The sequence below is a fragment of the Pseudomonas sp. S3_C06 genome, assembly GCF_054667675.1.
On sequence record NZ_CP162747.1, the window covers coordinates 1,863,608 to 1,882,899 of the forward strand.

Below are 19,292 nucleotides of genomic sequence, written 5' to 3' on the forward strand. Positions count from 1 at the left end.
TTTTTGTGAGATTCGAACTTTCGGTTCGTTTCGTCTTCACACACCGCAACTTGGCCTTTCGACACAAATTGCTTGGGTGTTATATGGTCAAGCCTCACGGGCAATTAGTATTGGTTAGCTCAACGCCTCACAGCGCTTACACACCCAACCTATCAACGTCGTAGTCTTCGACGGCCCTTCAGGGAACTCAAGGTTCCAGTGAGATCTCATCTTGAGGCAAGTTTCCCGCTTAGATGCTTTCAGCGGTTATCTTTCCCGAACATAGCTACCCGGCAATGCCACTGGCGTGACAACCGGAACACCAGAGGTTCGTCCACTCCGGTCCTCTCGTACTAGGAGCAGCCCCTCTCAAATCTCAAACGTCCACGGCAGATAGGGACCGAACTGTCTCACGACGTTCTAAACCCAGCTCGCGTACCACTTTAAATGGCGAACAGCCATACCCTTGGGACCGGCTTCAGCCCCAGGATGTGATGAGCCGACATCGAGGTGCCAAACACCGCCGTCGATATGAACTCTTGGGCGGTATCAGCCTGTTATCCCCGGAGTACCTTTTATCCGTTGAGCGATGGCCCTTCCATACAGAACCACCGGATCACTAAGACCTACTTTCGTACCTGCTCGACGTGTCTGTCTCGCAGTCAAGCGCGCTTTTGCCTTTATACTCTACGACCGATTTCCGACCGGTCTGAGCGCACCTTCGTACTCCTCCGTTACTCTTTAGGAGGAGACCGCCCCAGTCAAACTACCCACCATACACTGTCCTCGATCCGGATAACGGACCTGAGTTAGAACCTCAAAGTTGCCAGGGTGGTATTTCAAGGATGGCTCCACGCGAACTGGCGTCCACGCTTCAAAGCCTCCCACCTATCCTACACAAGCAAATTCAAAGTCCAGTGCAAAGCTATAGTAAAGGTTCACGGGGTCTTTCCGTCTAGCCGCGGATACACTGCATCTTCACAGCGATTTCAATTTCACTGAGTCTCGGGTGGAGACAGCGCCGCCATCGTTACGCCATTCGTGCAGGTCGGAACTTACCCGACAAGGAATTTCGCTACCTTAGGACCGTTATAGTTACGGCCGCCGTTTACCGGGGCTTCGATCAAGAGCTTCGCGTTAGCTAACCCCATCAATTAACCTTCCGGCACCGGGCAGGCGTCACACCCTATACGTCCACTTTCGTGTTTGCAGAGTGCTGTGTTTTTAATAAACAGTCGCAGCGGCCTGGTATCTTCGACCGGCATGAGCTTACGGAGCAAGTCCTTCACCCTCACCGGCGCACCTTCTCCCGAAGTTACGGTGCCATTTTGCCTAGTTCCTTCACCCGAGTTCTCTCAAGCGCCTTGGTATTCTCTACCCAACCACCTGTGTCGGTTTGGGGTACGGTTCCTGGTTACCTGAAGCTTAGAAGCTTTTCTTGGAAGCATGGCATCAACCACTTCGTGTTCTAAAAGAACACTCGTCATCAGCTCTCGGCCTTAAGATCCCGGATTTACCTAAGATCTCAGCCTACCACCTTAAACTTGGACAACCAACGCCAAGCTGGCCTAGCCTTCTCCGTCCCTCCATCGCAATAACCAGAAGTACAGGAATATTAAACTGTTTTCCATCGACTACGCTTTTCAGCCTCGCCTTAGGGACCGACTAACCCTGCGTCGATTAACGTTGCGCAGGAAACCTTGGTCTTTCGGCGTGGGTGTTTTTCACACCCATTGTCGTTACTCATGTCAGCATTCGCACTTCTGATACCTCCAGCAAGCTTCTCAACTCACCTTCACAGGCTTACAGAACGCTCCTCTACCGCATCACCCGAAGGTGATACCCGTAGCTTCGGTGTATGGTTTGAGCCCCGTTACATCTTCCGCGCAGGCCGACTCGACTAGTGAGCTATTACGCTTTCTTTAAAGGGTGGCTGCTTCTAAGCCAACCTCCTAGCTGTCTAAGCCTTCCCACATCGTTTCCCACTTAACCATAACTTTGGGACCTTAGCTGACGGTCTGGGTTGTTTCCCTTTTCACGACGGACGTTAGCACCCGCCGTGTGTCTCCCATGCTCGGCACTTGTAGGTATTCGGAGTTTGCATCGGTTTGGTAAGTCGGGATGACCCCCTAGCCGAAACAGTGCTCTACCCCCTACAGTGATACATGAGGCGCTACCTAAATAGCTTTCGAGGAGAACCAGCTATCTCCGAGCTTGATTAGCCTTTCACTCCGATCCACAGGTCATCCGCTAACTTTTCAACGGTAGTCGGTTCGGTCCTCCAGTTAGTGTTACCCAACCTTCAACCTGCCCATGGATAGATCGCCCGGTTTCGGGTCTATTCCCAGCGACTAGGCGCCCTATTAAGACTCGCTTTCGCTACGCCTCCCCTATTCGGTTAAGCTCGCCACTGAAAATAAGTCGCTGACCCATTATACAAAAGGTACGCAGTCACAGAACAAAGTCTGCTCCCACTGCTTGTACGCATACGGTTTCAGGATCTATTTCACTCCCCTCTCCGGGGTTCTTTTCGCCTTTCCCTCACGGTACTAGTTCACTATCGGTCAGTCAGTAGTATTTAGCCTTGGAGGATGGTCCCCCCATATTCAGACAAAGTTTCTCGTGCTCCGTCCTACTCGATTTCATGACTAAGAGATTTTCGCGTACAGGGCTATCACCCACTATGGCCGCACTTTCCAGAGCGTTCCGCTAATCTCAAAGCCACTTAAGGGCTAGTCCCCGTTCGCTCGCCACTACTAAGGGAATCTCGGTTGATTTCTTTTCCTCAGGGTACTTAGATGTTTCAGTTCCCCTGGTTCGCCTCTTGCACCTATGTATTCAGTACAAGATAACCATCTTATGATGGCTGGGTTCCCCCATTCAGACATCTCCGGATCAAAGTCTGTTTGCCGACTCCCCGAAGCTTTTCGCAGGCTACCACGTCTTTCATCGCCTCTGACTGCCAAGGCATCCACCGTATGCGCTTCTTCACTTGACCATATAACCCCAAGCAATCTGGTTATACTGTGAAGACGACATTCGCCGAAAATTCGAATTTCTCAATTAAGAGAACTCACAAATTTTACCTTAGCCTGATCCGTTACCAGTGAAAGTAACGTTCAGTCTATCTTTCTATCACATACCCAAATTTTTAAAGAACGAACTAGTCAAAGACTAGAAATCAATATTCTCAATGGAATACTCATTTCTAAGCTTTCAGAAGCAGTTATATGGTGGAGCCAAACGGGATCGAACCGTTGACCTCCTGCGTGCAAGGCAGGCGCTCTCCCAGCTGAGCTATGGCCCCATAACAAAATTGGTGGGTCTGGGCAGATTCGAACTGCCGACCTCACCCTTATCAGGGGTGCGCTCTAACCAACTGAGCTACAGACCCAATTTCGAGCGCGTAACTGTAGCTTGGAGCTATCAGCTTGGAGCTTAAAGCTGCTTCTATCGTCTTCTTCAATGAATCAAGCAATTCGTGTGGGAACTTATGGAGCAGCTGATGTCGTCGATTAAGGAGGTGATCCAGCCGCAGGTTCCCCTACGGCTACCTTGTTACGACTTCACCCCAGTCATGAATCACACCGTGGTAACCGTCCTCCCGAAGGTTAGACTAGCTACTTCTGGTGCAACCCACTCCCATGGTGTGACGGGCGGTGTGTACAAGGCCCGGGAACGTATTCACCGTGACATTCTGATTCACGATTACTAGCGATTCCGACTTCACGCAGTCGAGTTGCAGACTGCGATCCGGACTACGATCGGTTTTATGGGATTAGCTCCACCTCGCGGCTTGGCAACCCTTTGTACCGACCATTGTAGCACGTGTGTAGCCCAGGCCGTAAGGGCCATGATGACTTGACGTCATCCCCACCTTCCTCCGGTTTGTCACCGGCAGTCTCCTTAGAGTGCCCACCATTACGTGCTGGTAACTAAGGACAAGGGTTGCGCTCGTTACGGGACTTAACCCAACATCTCACGACACGAGCTGACGACAGCCATGCAGCACCTGTCTCAATGTTCCCGAAGGCACCAATCCATCTCTGGAAAGTTCATTGGATGTCAAGGCCTGGTAAGGTTCTTCGCGTTGCTTCGAATTAAACCACATGCTCCACCGCTTGTGCGGGCCCCCGTCAATTCATTTGAGTTTTAACCTTGCGGCCGTACTCCCCAGGCGGTCAACTTAATGCGTTAGCTGCGCCACTAAGAGCTCAAGACTCCCAACGGCTAGTTGACATCGTTTACGGCGTGGACTACCAGGGTATCTAATCCTGTTTGCTCCCCACGCTTTCGCACCTCAGTGTCAGTATCAGTCCAGGTGGTCGCCTTCGCCACTGGTGTTCCTTCCTATATCTACGCATTTCACCGCTACACAGGAAATTCCACCACCCTCTACCATACTCTAGCTCGACAGTTTTGAATGCAGTTCCCAGGTTGAGCCCGGGGATTTCACATCCAACTTAACGAACCACCTACGCGCGCTTTACGCCCAGTAATTCCGATTAACGCTTGCACCCTCTGTATTACCGCGGCTGCTGGCACAGAGTTAGCCGGTGCTTATTCTGTCGGTAACGTCAAAATTGCAGAGTATTAATCTACAACCCTTCCTCCCAACTTAAAGTGCTTTACAATCCGAAGACCTTCTTCACACACGCGGCATGGCTGGATCAGGCTTTCGCCCATTGTCCAATATTCCCCACTGCTGCCTCCCGTAGGAGTCTGGACCGTGTCTCAGTTCCAGTGTGACTGATCATCCTCTCAGACCAGTTACGGATCGTCGCCTTGGTGAGCCATTACCTCACCAACTAGCTAATCCGACCTAGGCTCATCTGATAGCGCAAGGCCCGAAGGTCCCCTGCTTTCTCCCGTAGGACGTATGCGGTATTAGCGTTCCTTTCGAAACGTTGTCCCCCACTACCAGGCAGATTCCTAGGCATTACTCACCCGTCCGCCGCTGAATCCAGGAGCAAGCTCCTCTCATCCGCTCGACTTGCATGTGTTAGGCCTGCCGCCAGCGTTCAATCTGAGCCATGATCAAACTCTTCAGTTCAAACATCTTTGGGTTTTTAAGAAACCCTAAACTTGGCTCAGCAATCGTTGGTTACATCTTTGATTTCTCGCGGAGTAACTTGTGATGCTGATAATCTTGTTGACTATCAGTCTGACTCCACAAGCACCCACACGAATTGCTTGATTCAGTTGTTAAAGAGCGGTTGGTTAAGATCTTTCGTCTCAACCGAGGCGCGCATTCTACAGCAGCCTCATTTGCTGTCAAGTGATTATTTTCAGAAGCTTTCGAAGAATTCTTCAACAACTTCAACCACTTGCGCTTCCGATCTCTCGTCAGCGGGAGGCGAATTCTACAGCGTTACACGCTGCTGTCAACACCTCTTTTTCAACTTCCTTTCGACTTCGATGAACTGAAGCAACCTGCTGCCGAAACATACATAACTCATTGAATCTCAAGGAGTTTTCCGTTTCGGCTGCGCCGGAAGTGGGGCGAATTATAGACATCTCAAATCTGCCGTCAACCGTTAATTTCAGTTTTCTATCGATGCTGGGAAAAAGCCTTCTCTATATAGACGTAACCGCAACGAATGCGCAGTATATTGCCCAATAACAAAACAAAACCTTGTTCTTACCTCGGACGATGCCACGCAATGAATGACCAGCCACGCTCTCTTGCCTCAATGTTGTTCCCGGTTGGCCTGCTATTAATAGCCATGGCGTCGATCCAGTCCGGTGCCTCACTGGCCAAAAGCATGTTTCCCATCGTCGGCGCTCAGGGAACCACCACACTGCGCCTGATCTTTGCCAGCGTGATCATGCTGTTAATCCTGCGTCCCTGGCGAGCCACGCTCACGGCCAAATCGCTGCGCACGGTCATCGTCTACGGGATGGCATTGGGCGGAATGAACTTCCTCTTCTATATGTCATTGCGCACGGTTCCGCTGGGTATTGCCGTCGCACTCGAATTTACCGGGCCACTGGCCGTCGCCATCTATGCCTCCCGCCGTGCCATCGATTTTCTCTGGATCGCCTTGGCCGCTGTCGGCTTGATGTTGCTGATTCCAACAGGCGCGACCAGTGCTGGAATCGACCTGGTGGGCGCCGGGTATGCGCTGGGAGCGGGTGCTTGCTGGGCGCTATATATTCTGTTCGGCCAGAAGGCCGGCGCCGATAACGGAATCACGACTGCAGCGTTGGGGGTGATGATCGCGGCGTTGTTCGTCGCTCCTATCGGCATCGTGCATGCTGGTGCAGCCCTTTTGACCCCCTCGTTGATCCCGATTGCCATTGGTGTCGCCATTCTGTCCACCGCCCTGCCTTACACGCTGGAGATGGTCGCCCTGACCCGGATGCCGGCACGCACCTTTGGCACATTGATGAGTATCGAACCGGCCTTCGGCGCGTTATCAGGACTGTTGTTTCTGCATGAATTCCTCACGCTGTCACAATGGATGGCGATCCTGTGCATTATTCTGGCGTCCGTCGGCGCAACCATGACGATGGGCAGTGCTGCGAAACCCGCAATCGCGGCTGATTGAAAGAGGTTTTGACGAAGGTCTGGCAATTGGCGCACATTTAGGCCATGTTTAGACCCGTAACCCAATGCCAGACATGGATTTTTTCGGACAGGGACTTCAAAAAGCTTAGAGCGCACGCGAACACAGGCAAACCCGAGCGTTAGACTCGTGGCCGCTATAAGGACGGTAATGAAACGAATTTTGATACTGATCGCCATACTGGCTGTTGCGGGTTGTGCGGCGACTTCGGAAACTCAGGTAAAACGCGGGAAAAAAGGGCTGCACATCAACTGTTCAGGGCTATCGTCCTCCTGGGACAAGTGCTACGCCAGTGCCGCCAATGCCTGCTTGCCGAAAGGCTACAAGGTCATCGCCAAGTCCGGTGACGCCGTGGAAGAACCCGGCGATTACCCGTTCGGTCTCAATCCTGCGGGTTACACCAGTCGCAGCATGATTGTCATCTGTAAATAGATCAGCGCTGCCCGGCAATCTGCCGGCCAATCTCTTCATGGCTGGACTTCAGCACCGCTTGCTGAACGTCCGGCGTGGCCAACATGCGCGCCACCACCAATGCTCCGACGCATTGCGACAGCACCGACCAGGCCAGGGTCTCGCTCTCCAGTATCTGTGCCCAACGCTCCTGGAGGCGACAAATCCACAGCTCGGCCTGTTCGCGCACCTGCACATCCGATCGGGCAATTTCTGCCCCCAGCGCTGGTAACGCACAACCGGCCTCAGGTTGTTCTACGTGGGCCATGCTCAGATAGTGTTTGAGACAACGCTCCAGTCGTTCACGATCCTGCGCCCCCTCTCCCCCCAACCGCTCAAGGCTTTGACCCAACTCTCGCTCGACGATAGCAGTGAACAACGCATCTTTGGACGAGAAGTGACTGTAGAACGCCGCCCCACTCAACCCGATAGCCTTCATCAAACCATCGACGCCCACCGTGGAAAAACCCGATCGCTTTGCTGACAACGCACTGCTCTGCAAGAGTTTTTCCCGGGTTTCCAGCTTGTGACTGGCGGAGTAACGCATGTGTTTGCCCTCGAATCGACTGCCTTGACGTTGCCCGGATCCTAGCATAACGTTCGTTCACTTAACGATCGTTTAATAAAGGGATTCACCCATGAACAACAAGAAGGTCGTATTGGTTGTCGGCGCCGGCGATGCCACGGGCGGAGCGATTGCCAAGCGTTTTGCCAAAGAAGGATTCGTCGCCTGCGTCACCCGCCGCAGCGCCGACAAATTGCAGCCACTGGTGGATGCAATCAAGGCTGAAGGCGGCGAAGCCCATGGCTTTGCCTGCGATGCGCGCAAGGAAGAAGACGTCATCGCCTTGATTGAAGACATCGAAACCCGCCTCGGTCCGGTCGAAGCCTTTGTCTTCAACATTGGCGCCAACGTGCCGTGCAGCATTCTTGAAGAAACCGCTCGCAAATATTTCAAGATCTGGGAAATGGCCTGCTTCTCAGGCTTTCTCAATGCCCGTGAAGTGGCCAAACGCATGGTCACGCGCAATCGCGGCACGATTCTTTTCACCGGTGCCACCGCAGGACTTCGTGGCGCATCCGGGTTCGCCGCTTTCGCTGGTGCCAAACACGGTATCCGCGCGCTGGCGCAAAGCATGGCGCGGGAACTGGGGCCGATGAACATCCACGTCGCCCATGTGGTGGTCGATGGTGCGATCGACACCGATTTCATTCGCAACAGTTTCCCCGAGAAGTACGCCACGAAAGATCAGGATGGCATCCTCAATCCCGAGCACATCGCCGAGAACTACTGGTATCTGCACAGTCAGCCACGGGATGCCTGGACGTTCGAGCTGGATCTGCGCCCTTGGAACGAACGCTGGTAAGACCCTGCCATAACAATAACGACAGAGACGCGAAAATGACGAAAACCGTGGAGTTCTATTTCGACCTCGGCAGCCCTGCAACCTATCTGGCCTACACCCAGTTACCGAAGATTTGCGCCGAAACGAACAGTAAACTGATCTACATCCCGATGCTGCTCGGTGGCGTCTTCAAGGCAACCGGCAACGCATCGCCGGCGATGATTCCGGCGAAGGGTCGGTATATGTTCGAGGATCTGGACCGCTACGCGAAACGCTACGGGGTGCCGCTGACATTCAATCCGCACTTCCCGATCAACACACTGATGTTGATGCGTGCGGTTACCGGCATCCAGTTGCGTCAGCCAGAACGCTTTCAGGCGTTTATCAATTGCCTGTTCACAGCACTGTGGGTTGACGGACGCAGCCTCGACGACCCCGAAACGGTTGCCGCCGTACTGAGCAAACACGGTTTCGATCCACGGGAAATACTGGCGTTAAGCAGTGACGAATCCGTCAAAGCCGTGCTCAAGGACAACACCGAGACCGCAGTTAAACGCGGCGTGTTCGGGGCACCCAGCATGTTCATCGGCAATCAACTGTTCTTCGGCCAGGATCGGCTCGACTTTGTTGAGGAAGCCTTGCGCCAAGGCTAAGCGATCATTCAGGCGCTGATAACAGCGCCTGAATTGCAACCGATCAGATGGCGGCAGTGCGGGTGTTAAGCCATTCCAGCGCGGCACCCTCAAGCAACGGACTCAAGCGCTCACGCACTTGCGCGTGGTAGGCGTTGAACCACTGTTTCTCTTCCTCCGACAGCAGCGCCGGCAGCAGGCAACGTGTGTCGATCGGGCACAGCGTCAAGGTTTCAAACTTGAGGAATTCACCGAATTCGCTGCTGCCCGCCTCGCGGTTCATCGCCAGGTTTTCGATACGCACGCCCCAACGACCCGGACGGTAAGTGCCCGGCTCGATCGAGGTGATCATTCCCGGCTGCATGGCCGTCTGCGGTGCCGGCGCTGCCTGATAGGCAATCACTTGCGGGCCTTCATGGACGTTGAGGAAATAGCCAACGCCGTGACCCGTACCGTGACCGTAATCCACGCTGTCGGCCCAGATCGGCGCACGGGCAATGGCATCGAGCAGCGGCGAGAGAATGCCTTTCGGGAACTGTGCACGCGACAGCGCAATCACGCCCTTCAACACGCGCGTGCAATCGCGCTTCTGCTCTTCAGTCGGCGTACCGACCGGCACCATCCGCGTGATGTCCGTGGTGCCGCCGAGGTATTGTCCACCCGAGTCGATCAGCAGCAAGCCGTCACCCTCGATCGCCGCATGCTCTTCTTCGGTGGCGTGGTAATGCGGCATGGCGCCGTTGGCGTTGAACGCGGCGATGGTGTTGAAACTCAGCGATACATAATCCGGACGACGTTCGCGGGCAGCGGTGAGCTTCTCGTCGATGGTCAGTTCGGTGATGCGTTCGCGGCCCCAGGCCGATTCCAGCCAGGCGAAAAACTCGCACAGCGCCGCGCCGTCCTGTTCCATCGCTTGGCGGATGTGCTGAGCATCGGCTTCACTTTTCTGCGACTTGGCCAACGTGGTCGGGTTCAAGCCTTCGACCAGCTTCACGCCGCTGTCGAGGTTATCCAGCAAGCCGCTGGTCACTCGCGCCGGGTCAACCAACAGGCTCGCGCCACTCGGCACGGCACGCAGGGCATCAGCGACTTCTGTGTAATCACGCAGCGTTACACCATCCGTCTCCAGCACCGCGCGCAAATCTGCGTCGACCTTGCTCAGCGCTACGAACAACGTCGCCTGCTGCTGACCGATCAACGCAAACGAAACAAACACCGGGTTGAACGACACATCGCCGCCACGCAGGTTGAACAGCCAGGCAATGTCGTCGAGAGTGGCTATGAAATGCCAGTCCGCCCCGCGCTCTTGCAAGGTTTCGCGCAGTTTGGCGAGTTTCTCGCCACGGCTGACCGTCGCTTGAGGTGGCAGATGCTGATAAATCGGTGCATTCGGCAGGCTCGGGCGATCGCTCCAGACTTCCTGCAACAGATCGATGTCGGTGCGCAGGCGCGCACCGCGTGCTTCGAGCTTGCTGCTCAGGGTACGCGCCGAGGCCACGGCCATCACCGCACCGTCGACCGCAACTACACCTCCTTCAGGTGTCTGTTCGGCAAGCCAGTCCAGCGGGCTCGGCTGACCCGGTTGCAGTTTGACCAGTTCGATGCCGCTGCCCTTGAGTTCTTTAGTCGCCTGCTCCCAATAACGGCTGTCGGCCCAGACGCCAGCAAAATCAGCGGTGATGATCAACGTCCCGACCGAACCATGGAAGCCCGACAACCACTGCCGACCCTGCCAGTAACCCGGCAGATATTCCGACAAATGCGGGTCGGCGGACGGCACCAGCAGTGCGTGAATGCCTTCGCGGCGCATCAGTTCGCGGGTGTGCGCCAGGCGCTGGGGCACCGATCCTTCGGTCGAGGTCTGGGTACTCATCATGTCTCCTGCTAATCACTTCATCGTTATTGTTCGTAGCCGTGAGGTCGGCTCGTTTAAAGCCCTGTCGCCCAGAATGCCGGAGCACTGGCGCAGGCGGTCTTGATCAGTTGAACAGCCTTGTCGATATCTTCGGCGGTGGTGAAGCGGCCGAGGCTCAGGCGAATGGTGCGACCGGCCAGATGTGCGTCATGACCCAGCGCCAACAGCACGTGCGATGGCGTGTTACTGGCGGAGTTGCACGCCGAAGTCGCGGAAAAGGCGATCGAATGACTCAACGCCGCGCTGTTGAATTCGCCTTCGCTGAAGGTCAGGCTCAAGGTGTGCGGAATGCGCTGAGTGGCGCAGCCGTTCAGGCTAACGCCCGGCAGGCTGAGCAATTGTTCGAGCAGGCGTTCGCGCAGTGCGACGATGGTTTTTTTCTCGGCCTCGAAGTTCTCGGCGGCCAAGGCAAACGCCGCGCCCATGCCGGCAATCTGGTGCGTCGCCAAGGTTCCGGAGCGCAAACCACCTTCATGACCACCGCCGTGAATCTGCGCCTGCAACCGCTGCTGCGCTCGTGGGCCGACATACAACGCGCCGATGCCTTTCGGGCCGTAAAGTTTGTGCGCCGAAAACGACATCAGATCCACCGGCCATTGCGCCAGATCGATGGCCACTTTACCGGCCCCCTGTGCCGCATCGACGTGGAACAACGCTTCACGACTGCGCACCACTTCGCCAATCGCTTGAACATCGTTGACCGTGCCCAACTCGTTGTTGACCAGCATCAGCGACACCAGAAAGGTGTCCTCACGCATGGCTTCACTGACCGCTTGCGGCGTGATCAGGCCATCGGCGTCCGGCACCAGATAGGTCACGGCGATGCCGGCGTCCTGCAATTGGCGGGCGGTATCGAGGATGGCTTTGTGTTCAATCTGGCTGGTGATGATATGGCCGCCGGAAACCCCGCGCGCCTGCGCCACGCCTTTGAGGGCGAGGTTATTGGACTCGGTGGCACCGGAGGTCCAGACAATCTGTTCAGCTCGGGCGCCGACCAGCTCGGCAACCTGCCGACGGGCTTGCTCTACCGTCTGCCGGGCCTGCTGGCCGTAAGCATGGGAGCTGGAAGCCGGGTTACCAAAATTACCGTGAAACCCCAGACACTCGATCATCACCTGGATGACCCGCTCGTCAACCGGGGTGGTGGCGGCGTAATCGAAATACAACGGACGTGTGTTCATAAAAGACTCGCAGAGCGTGTTCCGGGATCAGGAGGCTCGTGTCTGCAAACAGTACGGCGCAGCCTTGTGAGCTGCGCGCCGGTTCGAGAGCGTCATCAATACCTGATCGGATGCCGTTAAAGAAGAACAACTTCATTTAAAAGTGCGTAGGAACGCTCCTGAAGCCGAGCTTAACAGGCATCCGGCCTGCGGTTGAAGCGATGCGTCAGCTAAAGCTTTCGAGAAGTAACGGGTACAGCGAAATCACCAGCAATGCCGCCATGCCCCAGTTGAACACGCGCAACCAGCGCGGATCCTTCAGCACATTGCGCAACAACGTACCGCAGGCGGCCCAGACGCCGACACTCGGCAGGTTGATGATGGCAAACACCGCAGCAATCACCACGACATTGGTGAAATAGCCCTGCATCGGCGTGTAAGTGCTGATGGCGCCGATCGCCATGATCCACGCCTTGGGATTGACCCACTGAAACGCGGCGGCGCCAAGGTAGCTGATCGGCTTTGCCTCGCCCTCGGCGCTGTCACCGACGGGTCCCGAGTGAGCGATTTTCCACGCCAGATACAACAGATACGCCGCGCCGACATAGCGCAGAACCGTATAGAGAATCGGATAGTTCTGAAACACCGCGCCGAGGCCGAAGCCCACCGCGACAACCAGAACGAAGAAGCCACAAGTAATTCCGAGCATATGCGGGATGGTGCGGTTAAAGCCGAAATTCACCCCCGATGCCAGCAACATGGTGTTGTTCGGCCCCGGCGTAATCGAGGTGACAAGGGCAAACAGGGCAAAGCCCAACAGCAGGTCAAGCGAGAGGGTCATGGCAGGCAATCCATCAGGGTCATTCAGGTGTTGACCCTATCCCACACCGCCCGGCAAGCCCACGGACAGTTGGGTAAAACTTCTACCAGTACAGTTTGGTTTCAGCTAGGACGACCGTGCAGCTGTACGGCACGTTCGGCACTCATTTCAGCTTTCTTGTCGAACCGGGTCTGACCGAGCAATTGCGCTTTTTTTGCGTGATATTCGTCGAAGGACAAGCCGCTGCGATTCAGTGCTTCCATCGCCAACTCGCGGGATTCCTCATCGGTGTAGGGGCGCATTTCCGGCGAAACGTGTCCGGCACAACCGGCGAGTACGGAGACAGCGAGCAACAGGGAAACAGTCAGTAAACGATTCATGGGAGCGTCCTGGCGAGCAATGGGAGTCGATGGACAAAGGCTACGCCCGGGCACGCTCGCGCAGAAATCAACGCTCTCAATAGTGGCTATCAGGAAATCGACACGGGCCGGCATATATCTCCGAACGATCTATAAATATCGATTAACGTTCTTTTACGGAATAACAAACAGCCTTTATAACTTCATCCATGCGCTGAGCACTGTTGCTCCAGCAACTGTTGCTCAGCCAACACCGATTCAACAAAGCGCCTCGCTGCTCACAGGCGCGACCGCCACGCTAACGCTCAACGCCTTGTATACCGGGGCTTACAGGAATTGGTACAGCGCTTGCTCAGACTCGGTGACTCATTCACTGCTCGCTGAGCAACTGTTGAAAAAAGGAACTGATCATGTCGCGTCCCCTGAAAGTCGTCGCCCTCTCCGGCGGCACCTGGCGTCCGTCCCGTACTCTGGTGCTGACCCAAGCCTTGCTCGCCGAACTGGCCGGCCACCTCACCATCGAAAGCCATTTGATCGAACTCGGTGATATCGCTCGCCCGCTCGGCGGCGCGCTGTCGCGTCAGGAACTCAGTGCCGAGGTTGAAGCCGAGTTGCAGGCCATTGAACAGGCCGATCTGTTGATCGTGGCCGCGCCGGTTTATCGCGGCTCCTACCCGGGTCTGCTCAAGCATCTGTTCGACCTGATCGACCTCAACGCCCTGATCGACACACCGGTGCTGCTCGCCGCAACCGGCGGCAGCGAACGCCATGCGCTGGTGCTCGATCACCAGTTGCGGCCGCTGTTCAGCTTTTTCCAGGCCATGACCTTGCCGATCGGCGTGTACGCCACCGAAGCCGACTTCGCCGATTACCAGATCACCAGCGAACTGTTGAAGGCGCGCATCCGCTTGGCCGCCGAACGCGCGGCGCCGCTGTTCGCCACACAAATCAAACCCTTGCTGAAAATCGCCTGAGGAGCCGTTCATGGATGTTTTCTGGTTCCTGCCGACCCACGGCGATGGCCACTATCTGGGCACCACCCAAGGGGCGCGCCCGGTCACGCTCAATTATCTGAAACAGGTTGCGCAGGCCGCTGACAGCCTGGGCTACCACGGCGTGCTGATTCCCACCGGGCGCTCCTGCGAAGACTCGTGGGTGATCGCCTCGGCGCTGGTGCCGCTGACTGAGCGCCTGCGTTATCTGGTGGCGATCCGTCCCGGGATCATCTCGCCGACAGTCTCGGCGCGCATGGCTGCGACGCTTGATCGGCTGTCCAACGGGCGCTTGTTGATCAACGTGGTGACCGGCGGCGATCCGGATGAAAACCGTGGCGACGGCAGTTTCCTCAGTCACGCCGAGCGTTATGAAGTCACCGATGAATTCCTGAAGATCTGGCGTCGCGTGCTGCAAGGCGAAGCGGTAGATTTCGACGGCAAACATCTGAAGGTGCAGAACGCCAAAGCGCTGTATCCGCCGGTACAGAAACCCTATCCGCCGCTGTACTTCGGCGGTTCCTCCGACGCTGCGCATGATCTGGCCGCTGAACAGGTCGACGTCTATCTGACCTGGGGCGAGCCTCCGGCCGCCGTCGCGGAAAAACTCGCCGATGTGCGCGAGCGCGCGGCGCGGCATGGGCGCAAGGTCAAGTTCGGTATCCGCCTGCATGTCATCGTGCGCGAGACCGCCGAAGAAGCCTGGAAAGCCGCGGACAAACTGATCGAACACATCAGCGACGAGACCATTGAAGCGGCGCAGAAGTCCTTCTCGCGTTTCGATTCCGAGGGTCAGCGGCGCATGGCGGCGTTGCACGATGGTCGTCGCGACAACCTCGAGATCGCTCCGAATCTGTGGGCCGGCGTCGGCCTGGTGCGCGGCGGTGCCGGGACGGCGCTGGTGGGCGATCCGCAGCAAGTGGCGGCGCGGATCAAGGAATACGCGGATCTGGGCATCGAGAGTTTCATCTTCTCCGGTTACCCGCATCTGGAAGAGGCTTACCGCTTTGCCGAGTTGGTGTTCCCGCTGCTGCCCGAGCCTTACGCCAGTCTGGCCGGGCGTGGCGTGACCAATCTGACCGGGCCGTTTGGTGAAATGATTGCCAATGATGTGTTGCCCACAAAAGCCTCGGCGTAAACCGGATCTCTTGTGTAGGAGCTGCCGCAGGCTGCGGCAGCTCCTACATGGGCAGTTTGAATTCAGGAGTGTTGGTGTGACCGCCAAACCACAAAGTACTTTGTTATCCCCGCTGCAGACCGCCCGCCAGCTGGCCGCCGAGTTTGCTCTGACTGCCGTCGAGCGTGACGAGCGTGGCGGCACGCCGAAGGTCGAGCGCGATGCGCTGCGCGACAGCGGCTTGCTGGCCCTGAGCATTCCCACCCGCTACGGCGGCCTCGGCGCGAGCTGGAGTGAAACCCTGCAGGTCGTTCGCGAATTCGCCAAGGTCGACAGCTCGATCGCCCACGTCTTCGGCTTTCATCACTTGATGCTCGCCACCGTGCGCCTGTTTTCCCGGCCCGAACAATGGCAGCCGTGGTTCGAACAGACCGCGCGGCAGAACTGGTTCTGGGGCAACGCACTGAACCCGCTCGACACCCGTACCGTGGTCAAGAACCTCGGTGGCTGGCGCGAGTTTTCCGGGAAGAAAAGCTTCTGTTCCGGCGCCAGCGACTCACAAATGCTGATCGCCTCGGCGGTGGATGAAAGCGCCGGCGGCAAGTTGCTGATCGCGGCGATTCCCAGCGGACGCAGCGGCATCACCCTGCACAACGACTGGAACAACATCGGCCAGCGTCAGACCGACAGCGGCAGCGCCACGTTTGAACGGGTGCGCGTCGAAGAGTCGGAACTGTTGCTCGATCCCGGCCCACTGAGCACGCCGTTCGCCTGCTTGCGACCGTTGATTGCGCAACTGACCTTCACGCATATGTTTCTCGGGATTGCCGAAGGCGCCTTTGAAGAAGCACGGCAATATACCCTCAGCGAAACCCGCCTCTGGCACAAATCCACGGCGCGCGATGTGCGCGAAGATCCCTACGTGCTCGCGCATTACGGCGAGTTCTGGGTGGCGCTGGAAGGCATTCGCTTGTTGGTCGAACGCGCGGCGGCGTTGCTTGATGAGGCTTGGACCAAAGGCGCCAATCTCAGCGCCGAAGAGCGCGGCCATGTCGCCACCGCGATTGCCACCGCCAAAGTCGCCGCCAGCCGCCAGGGCCTGGAAATTTGCAGTCGTTTGTTCGAAGTGACCGGCGCGCGTTCGACCCACGCCTCCCTGCGCCTCGACCGTCACTGGCGCAACCTGCGCACGCAAACTTTGCACGACCCGCTGGATTACAAACTCCACGAATTGGGCGACTGGGCGCTGAATCAGTCGCTACCGGTGCCGACCTTCTATTCCTGACCTGCCTGCATTTGAACTAAAAAGAAGGACGAGCCCATGCAACTGCTGACCCTACCGCCCTCCCCCGCGCTCGCGACGTCGATCCGCGCCACCGCGCAGGTCTTCGAAGACCCGAAGTCCCAGGCCTTGCTCGCGCATTTGCAACAGGTCGCGCCGAGTGAAGCGAGTGTGCTGATCATCGGCGAGACCGGTACCGGCAAAGAGCTGGTAGCGCGGCATATTCATAACCTCAGCAACCGTCGTCATCGGCCGTTTATCGCGGTCAATTGCGGGGCGTTTTCCGAATCGCTGGTGGAAGCGGAATTGTTCGGTCATGAAAAAGGCGCGTTCACCGGCGCGCTGAGCGCCAAGGCCGGATGGTTCGAGGAAGCGGATGGCGGCACGTTGTTTCTCGATGAGATCGGCGATCTGCCGATGGCGATTCAGGTCAAGTTGCTGCGGGTGTTGCAGGAACGCGAAGTGGTCCGACTGGGCTCGCGCAAAAGCATTGCCATCGATGTGCGGGTGCTGGCGGCGACCAACGTGCAGCTGGAAAAAGCCATCAACGCCGGCCATTTCCGCGAGGATCTGTATTACCGCCTCAACGTGGTCAATCTGGAACTGAGCCCGTTGCGCGAGCGTCCCGGCGATATCCTGCCGCTCACTCGCCATTTCATCGAAGCCTACAGCCAGCGCCTCGGTTATGGACGCGTGAGTATCAGCCCCGGCGCCGAGCACAAGCTGCGCGCTTACAGTTGGCCGGGCAATATTCGCGAGCTGGAAAACGTCATCCACCACACTCTGCTGATCTGCCGCAATGGTGTGATCGAGCGCGACGATCTGCGGCTGTCGAACCTGCGCATCGAACGACCCGACGATCATGCCGGCGCCGACGATTCACCGGAGGCATTGCTGGAACAGGCCTTTCAAAAACTGTTTGCGCAACAAGCCGGCGCTTTGCACGAAAAAGTGGAGGACGCCTTGTTGCGCGCGGCGTATCGCTTTTGCCATTACAACCAGGTGCACACCGCCGCATTGCTCGGTCTGAGCCGCAACGTCACCCGTACGCGACTGATCAAGATCGGCGAACTGGCAGTGAACAAGCGGCGCCTCACGGAAAATCTGCAAGGCGAGCGTTTGATCCAGCTGTCGATCTAACCGACCAGATGGCAGTGCAGCGCATCGTCGTGACTGCGGGCGATGCTGCTCAGCACCTGGAACGAATTGAAGGTGATGGTTTTCGCCTGATGGGTGTGGATCAGTTGCCAGAAGTCCTGCTCGCCGCTCTCGAAGCTGCGAAAGGCCGCCTCCCCCGCCTCGCGGGTCTGCCATTGGAGAAAACTCAACACGCGCCGGCCGTCATCGCTGGCCTGCACACTGGCGCTGACAAAACCGGCATAACGCACGGCCAGGCGCTCGGTCTGCATCGATAACGCGGTCACCAGGGCGGGTTGTTGGCGTGGTTCGATTTCAAATTCAATCAATTGGGTAAAACTTCGGTTGTTCATGGAAAACCCCCACTCAACGTAAGACGAGCCTTGCGACTCGAAGGCCTGCAGGGTAAAACCTCTAGTTAAGTCAAGGTCAAGAGCATTTTTGCAATGATCACCAAGGAAACCGTGCACAAGCAGCTCACCGTCGGTGAAGTCGCAGCACGCAGTGGCGTGGCCGTCACCGCCCTGCACTTTTATGAATCCAAAGGTTTGATCAAGAGCCAGCGCAATGCCGGCAATCAACGGCGCTATCCGCGCGAAGTACTGCGCCGCGTGGCGTTGATCAAAGTCGCGCAGCGGCTGGGGATTCCGCTGGCGGAGATTGGCGAGGCGCTGAAAATTCTCCCGGACGATCGCGCACCCAGCGCGGCAGACTGGAAAATCCTCTCGCAGCAATGGCGCCGGGAGCTGGATGAGCGGATCGAGCAATTGACGCTGCTGCGCGACCGCCTCAATGGCTGCATCGGTTGCGGCTGTTTGTCGATGGAGGCCTGCCCGCTGCGCAATCAGGGTGATGTGCTGGGCGAACAGGGACCGGGACCGCACTTTCCCAAGGATTGACTGCTCGTCGGGCAAAAATCTGCACCGCGAGGACAGTTCTATAGTGACTCTTCCACAAATCCGGTGGAGTCCTGTCTCAAAGAACAACAATTCAGGGAGAACGTCATGAGCGTAAAACCCATTCCCGAGGGGTATCACAGCATTACCCCGTATCTCGGCATCCACAAAGCCGCCGAAGCCATCGATTTCTATAAAAAAGCCTTCGGCGCCACCGAAGTCATGCGCCTGGCCATGCCTGACGGCGGCATCGGTCACGCCGAGCTGCGCATTGGCGACAGCGCGATCATGCTCGGCTCGCCGTGCGATCAAGGGCCGTTGAGCAATCCTGATAAAGCCGTATCAGTTGGATTGCATCTGTATGTGACCGATGTCGACAAGTCATTTCAACGAGCACTGGATGCCGGGGCGACCTCGGTGTCCGAGGTCAAGGATCAGTTTTACGGTGATCGCAGCGGGACGCTGAAGGATCCGTATGGGCATTTGTGGTTTCTGGCCTCGCGCAAGGAAGATCTGACTGAAGAGCAGATCAAGCAGCGGGCGATGGAGATGTTTAGCCAGGGTTGAACCGTGTTGCAGCGCTCAGAATGGCGCTTGCCCCTCCAAAGCAGGCGTCATCTCCGTTCATCCGGTCACAC

Annotated in this window: 16 protein-coding genes, 2 tRNA genes and 2 rRNA genes; 10 read left to right on the plus strand and 10 right to left on the minus strand. The window is 56.9% G+C overall.

Translation table 11 applies throughout. The features are described from left to right. Positions 1-83: 83 nt before the first annotated feature. The 4 genes from AB4N44_RS08035 to AB4N44_RS08050 all read right to left on the minus strand — a co-directional run bounded on the left by AB4N44_RS08035 (position 84) and on the right by AB4N44_RS08050 (position 5,032). Positions 84-2,977: ribosomal RNA gene (locus AB4N44_RS08035) — 23S ribosomal RNA — on the minus strand. A gap of 233 nt (positions 2,978-3,210) precedes the next feature. Beyond that, positions 3,211-3,286, minus strand: a tRNA-Ala gene (locus tag AB4N44_RS08040). A gap of 10 nt (positions 3,287-3,296) precedes the next feature. Next, a tRNA-Ile gene (locus AB4N44_RS08045) sits at positions 3,297-3,373 on the minus strand. A gap of 122 nt (positions 3,374-3,495) precedes the next feature. Beyond that, positions 3,496-5,032 (minus strand): 16S ribosomal RNA (locus AB4N44_RS08050). Together the 16S and 23S rRNA genes with 2 tRNA genes alongside form the textbook arrangement of a ribosomal RNA operon. 610 nt (positions 5,033-5,642) lie before the next feature. Between AB4N44_RS08050 and rhtA the strand changes: the two genes are divergently transcribed. Then, positions 5,643-6,530 carry a threonine/homoserine exporter RhtA gene (rhtA, locus tag AB4N44_RS08055; RefSeq protein ID WP_127929172.1) on the plus strand — a complete coding sequence of 296 codons (888 nt, stop codon included), beginning with the start codon at positions 5,643-5,645 and terminating at the stop codon, positions 6,528-6,530. A 168-nt stretch (positions 6,531-6,698) separates the two neighbouring features. Further along, positions 6,699-6,980 (plus strand): hypothetical protein, encoded by a 282-nt coding sequence (locus AB4N44_RS08060; protein ID WP_007917561.1) that lies wholly within the window; start codon positions 6,699-6,701, stop codon positions 6,978-6,980. 1 nt (position 6,981) lies between these two features. Here AB4N44_RS08060 and AB4N44_RS08065 read toward each other — a convergent pair whose 3' ends face one another. After that, positions 6,982-7,545, minus strand: coding sequence for a TetR/AcrR family transcriptional regulator (locus AB4N44_RS08065; RefSeq protein ID WP_150750756.1), 564 nt, complete (start codon positions 7,543-7,545; stop codon positions 6,982-6,984). A gap of 91 nt (positions 7,546-7,636) precedes the next feature. Here AB4N44_RS08065 and AB4N44_RS08070 point away from each other — a divergent pair, with 91 nt between their 5' ends. Together AB4N44_RS08070 and AB4N44_RS08075 are read left to right on the plus strand one after the other, a co-directional pair. After that, positions 7,637-8,365, plus strand: coding sequence for an SDR family oxidoreductase (locus tag AB4N44_RS08070; RefSeq protein WP_127929174.1), 729 nt, complete (start codon positions 7,637-7,639; stop codon positions 8,363-8,365). Between the two features lie 35 nt (positions 8,366-8,400). Beyond that, positions 8,401-8,997: a 2-hydroxychromene-2-carboxylate isomerase gene (locus AB4N44_RS08075; protein ID WP_460109374.1), complete on the plus strand. Its 597-nt coding sequence runs from the start codon at positions 8,401-8,403 to the stop codon at positions 8,995-8,997. Positions 8,998-9,040: 43 nt separating this feature from the next. On the opposite strand, the gene AB4N44_RS08080 is transcribed toward AB4N44_RS08075, so the two are convergent. The 4 genes from AB4N44_RS08080 to AB4N44_RS08095 form a co-directional block, all read right to left on the minus strand. Beyond that, positions 9,041-10,849 carry an aminopeptidase P family protein gene (locus AB4N44_RS08080; RefSeq protein ID WP_460109372.1) on the minus strand — a complete coding sequence of 603 codons (1,809 nt, stop codon included), beginning with the start codon at positions 10,847-10,849 and terminating at the stop codon, positions 9,041-9,043. Between the two features lie 56 nt (positions 10,850-10,905). After that, entirely contained in the window at positions 10,906-12,072 is a 1,167-nt protein-coding gene (locus tag AB4N44_RS08085) for an aminotransferase class V-fold PLP-dependent enzyme (protein WP_460109370.1), read from the minus strand. A gap of 205 nt (positions 12,073-12,277) precedes the next feature. Continuing rightward, positions 12,278-12,892, minus strand: coding sequence for a LysE family translocator (locus tag AB4N44_RS08090; protein WP_095113070.1), 615 nt, complete (start codon positions 12,890-12,892; stop codon positions 12,278-12,280). A 101-nt stretch (positions 12,893-12,993) separates the two neighbouring features. Then, complete coding sequence (locus tag AB4N44_RS08095; RefSeq protein WP_160041241.1) at positions 12,994-13,251, minus strand: hypothetical protein; 258 nt, start codon at positions 13,249-13,251, stop codon at positions 12,994-12,996. Positions 13,252-13,640: 389 nt separating this feature from the next. On the opposite strand from AB4N44_RS08095, the gene msuE reads away from it, so the two are divergent. From msuE to AB4N44_RS08115, 4 genes are all read left to right on the plus strand, one after another. Beyond that, positions 13,641-14,204 carry an FMN reductase gene (gene msuE / locus AB4N44_RS08100; RefSeq protein ID WP_016985421.1) on the plus strand — a complete coding sequence of 188 codons (564 nt, stop codon included), beginning with the start codon at positions 13,641-13,643 and terminating at the stop codon, positions 14,202-14,204. Between the two features lie 10 nt (positions 14,205-14,214). Beyond that, a complete protein-coding gene (gene ssuD / locus AB4N44_RS08105; RefSeq protein WP_007949711.1) occupies positions 14,215-15,360 on the plus strand; it encodes an FMNH2-dependent alkanesulfonate monooxygenase in 1,146 nt (381 codons plus the stop codon). 76 nt (positions 15,361-15,436) lie between these two features. Beyond that, positions 15,437-16,624 carry an acyl-CoA dehydrogenase family protein gene (locus tag AB4N44_RS08110; protein WP_460109366.1) on the plus strand — a complete coding sequence of 396 codons (1,188 nt, stop codon included), beginning with the start codon at positions 15,437-15,439 and terminating at the stop codon, positions 16,622-16,624. 36 nt (positions 16,625-16,660) lie between these two features. Continuing rightward, complete coding sequence (locus AB4N44_RS08115; RefSeq protein ID WP_160041245.1) at positions 16,661-17,761, plus strand: sigma-54 interaction domain-containing protein; 1,101 nt, start codon at positions 16,661-16,663, stop codon at positions 17,759-17,761. Here the strand turns inward: AB4N44_RS08115 and AB4N44_RS08120 are convergent. After that, positions 17,758-18,111, minus strand: a complete 354-nt coding sequence (locus tag AB4N44_RS08120; protein ID WP_460109364.1) for an antibiotic biosynthesis monooxygenase — start codon at positions 18,109-18,111, stop codon at positions 17,758-17,760. The two genes, AB4N44_RS08115 and AB4N44_RS08120, sit on opposite strands and share 4 nt — an antisense overlap. A 93-nt stretch (positions 18,112-18,204) precedes the next feature. Between AB4N44_RS08120 and soxR the strand changes: the two genes are divergently transcribed. Further along, complete coding sequence (gene soxR, locus AB4N44_RS08125) at positions 18,205-18,657, plus strand: redox-sensitive transcriptional activator SoxR (protein ID WP_150775672.1); 453 nt, start codon at positions 18,205-18,207, stop codon at positions 18,655-18,657. Positions 18,658-18,762: 105 nt separating this feature from the next. Further along, positions 18,763-19,221, plus strand: a complete 459-nt coding sequence (locus AB4N44_RS08130; protein ID WP_150750750.1) for a VOC family protein — start codon at positions 18,763-18,765, stop codon at positions 19,219-19,221. Positions 19,222-19,292: the final 71 nt, after the last annotated feature.

What these genes read in the sequence shown, in the direction of transcription:
- rhtA (WP_127929172.1), top strand. Translation starts at nt 5,643, where the DNA reads ATGAATGACCAGCCACGCTCTCTTGCCTCAATGTTGTTCCCGGTTGGC.
- AB4N44_RS08060 (WP_007917561.1), top strand. Translation starts at nt 6,699, where the DNA reads ATGAAACGAATTTTGATACTGATCGCCATACTGGCTGTTGCGGGTTGT.
- AB4N44_RS08065 (WP_150750756.1), bottom strand. Translation starts at nt 7,545, where the DNA reads ATGCGTTACTCCGCCAGTCACAAGCTGGAAACCCGGGAAAAACTCTTG.
- AB4N44_RS08070 (WP_127929174.1), top strand. Translation starts at nt 7,637, where the DNA reads ATGAACAACAAGAAGGTCGTATTGGTTGTCGGCGCCGGCGATGCCACG.
- AB4N44_RS08075 (WP_460109374.1), top strand. Translation starts at nt 8,401, where the DNA reads ATGACGAAAACCGTGGAGTTCTATTTCGACCTCGGCAGCCCTGCAACC.
- AB4N44_RS08080 (WP_460109372.1), bottom strand. Translation starts at nt 10,849, where the DNA reads ATGAGTACCCAGACCTCGACCGAAGGATCGGTGCCCCAGCGCCTGGCG.
- AB4N44_RS08085 (WP_460109370.1), bottom strand. Translation starts at nt 12,072, where the DNA reads ATGAACACACGTCCGTTGTATTTCGATTACGCCGCCACCACCCCGGTT.
- AB4N44_RS08090 (WP_095113070.1), bottom strand. Translation starts at nt 12,892, where the DNA reads ATGACCCTCTCGCTTGACCTGCTGTTGGGCTTTGCCCTGTTTGCCCTT.
- AB4N44_RS08095 (WP_160041241.1), bottom strand. Translation starts at nt 13,251, where the DNA reads ATGAATCGTTTACTGACTGTTTCCCTGTTGCTCGCTGTCTCCGTACTC.
- msuE (WP_016985421.1), top strand. Translation starts at nt 13,641, where the DNA reads ATGTCGCGTCCCCTGAAAGTCGTCGCCCTCTCCGGCGGCACCTGGCGT.
- ssuD (WP_007949711.1), top strand. Translation starts at nt 14,215, where the DNA reads ATGGATGTTTTCTGGTTCCTGCCGACCCACGGCGATGGCCACTATCTG.
- AB4N44_RS08115 (WP_160041245.1), top strand. Translation starts at nt 16,661, where the DNA reads ATGCAACTGCTGACCCTACCGCCCTCCCCCGCGCTCGCGACGTCGATC.
- AB4N44_RS08120 (WP_460109364.1), bottom strand. Translation starts at nt 18,111, where the DNA reads ATGAACAACCGAAGTTTTACCCAATTGATTGAATTTGAAATCGAACCA.
- soxR (WP_150775672.1), top strand. Translation starts at nt 18,205, where the DNA reads ATGATCACCAAGGAAACCGTGCACAAGCAGCTCACCGTCGGTGAAGTC.
- AB4N44_RS08130 (WP_150750750.1), top strand. Translation starts at nt 18,763, where the DNA reads ATGAGCGTAAAACCCATTCCCGAGGGGTATCACAGCATTACCCCGTAT.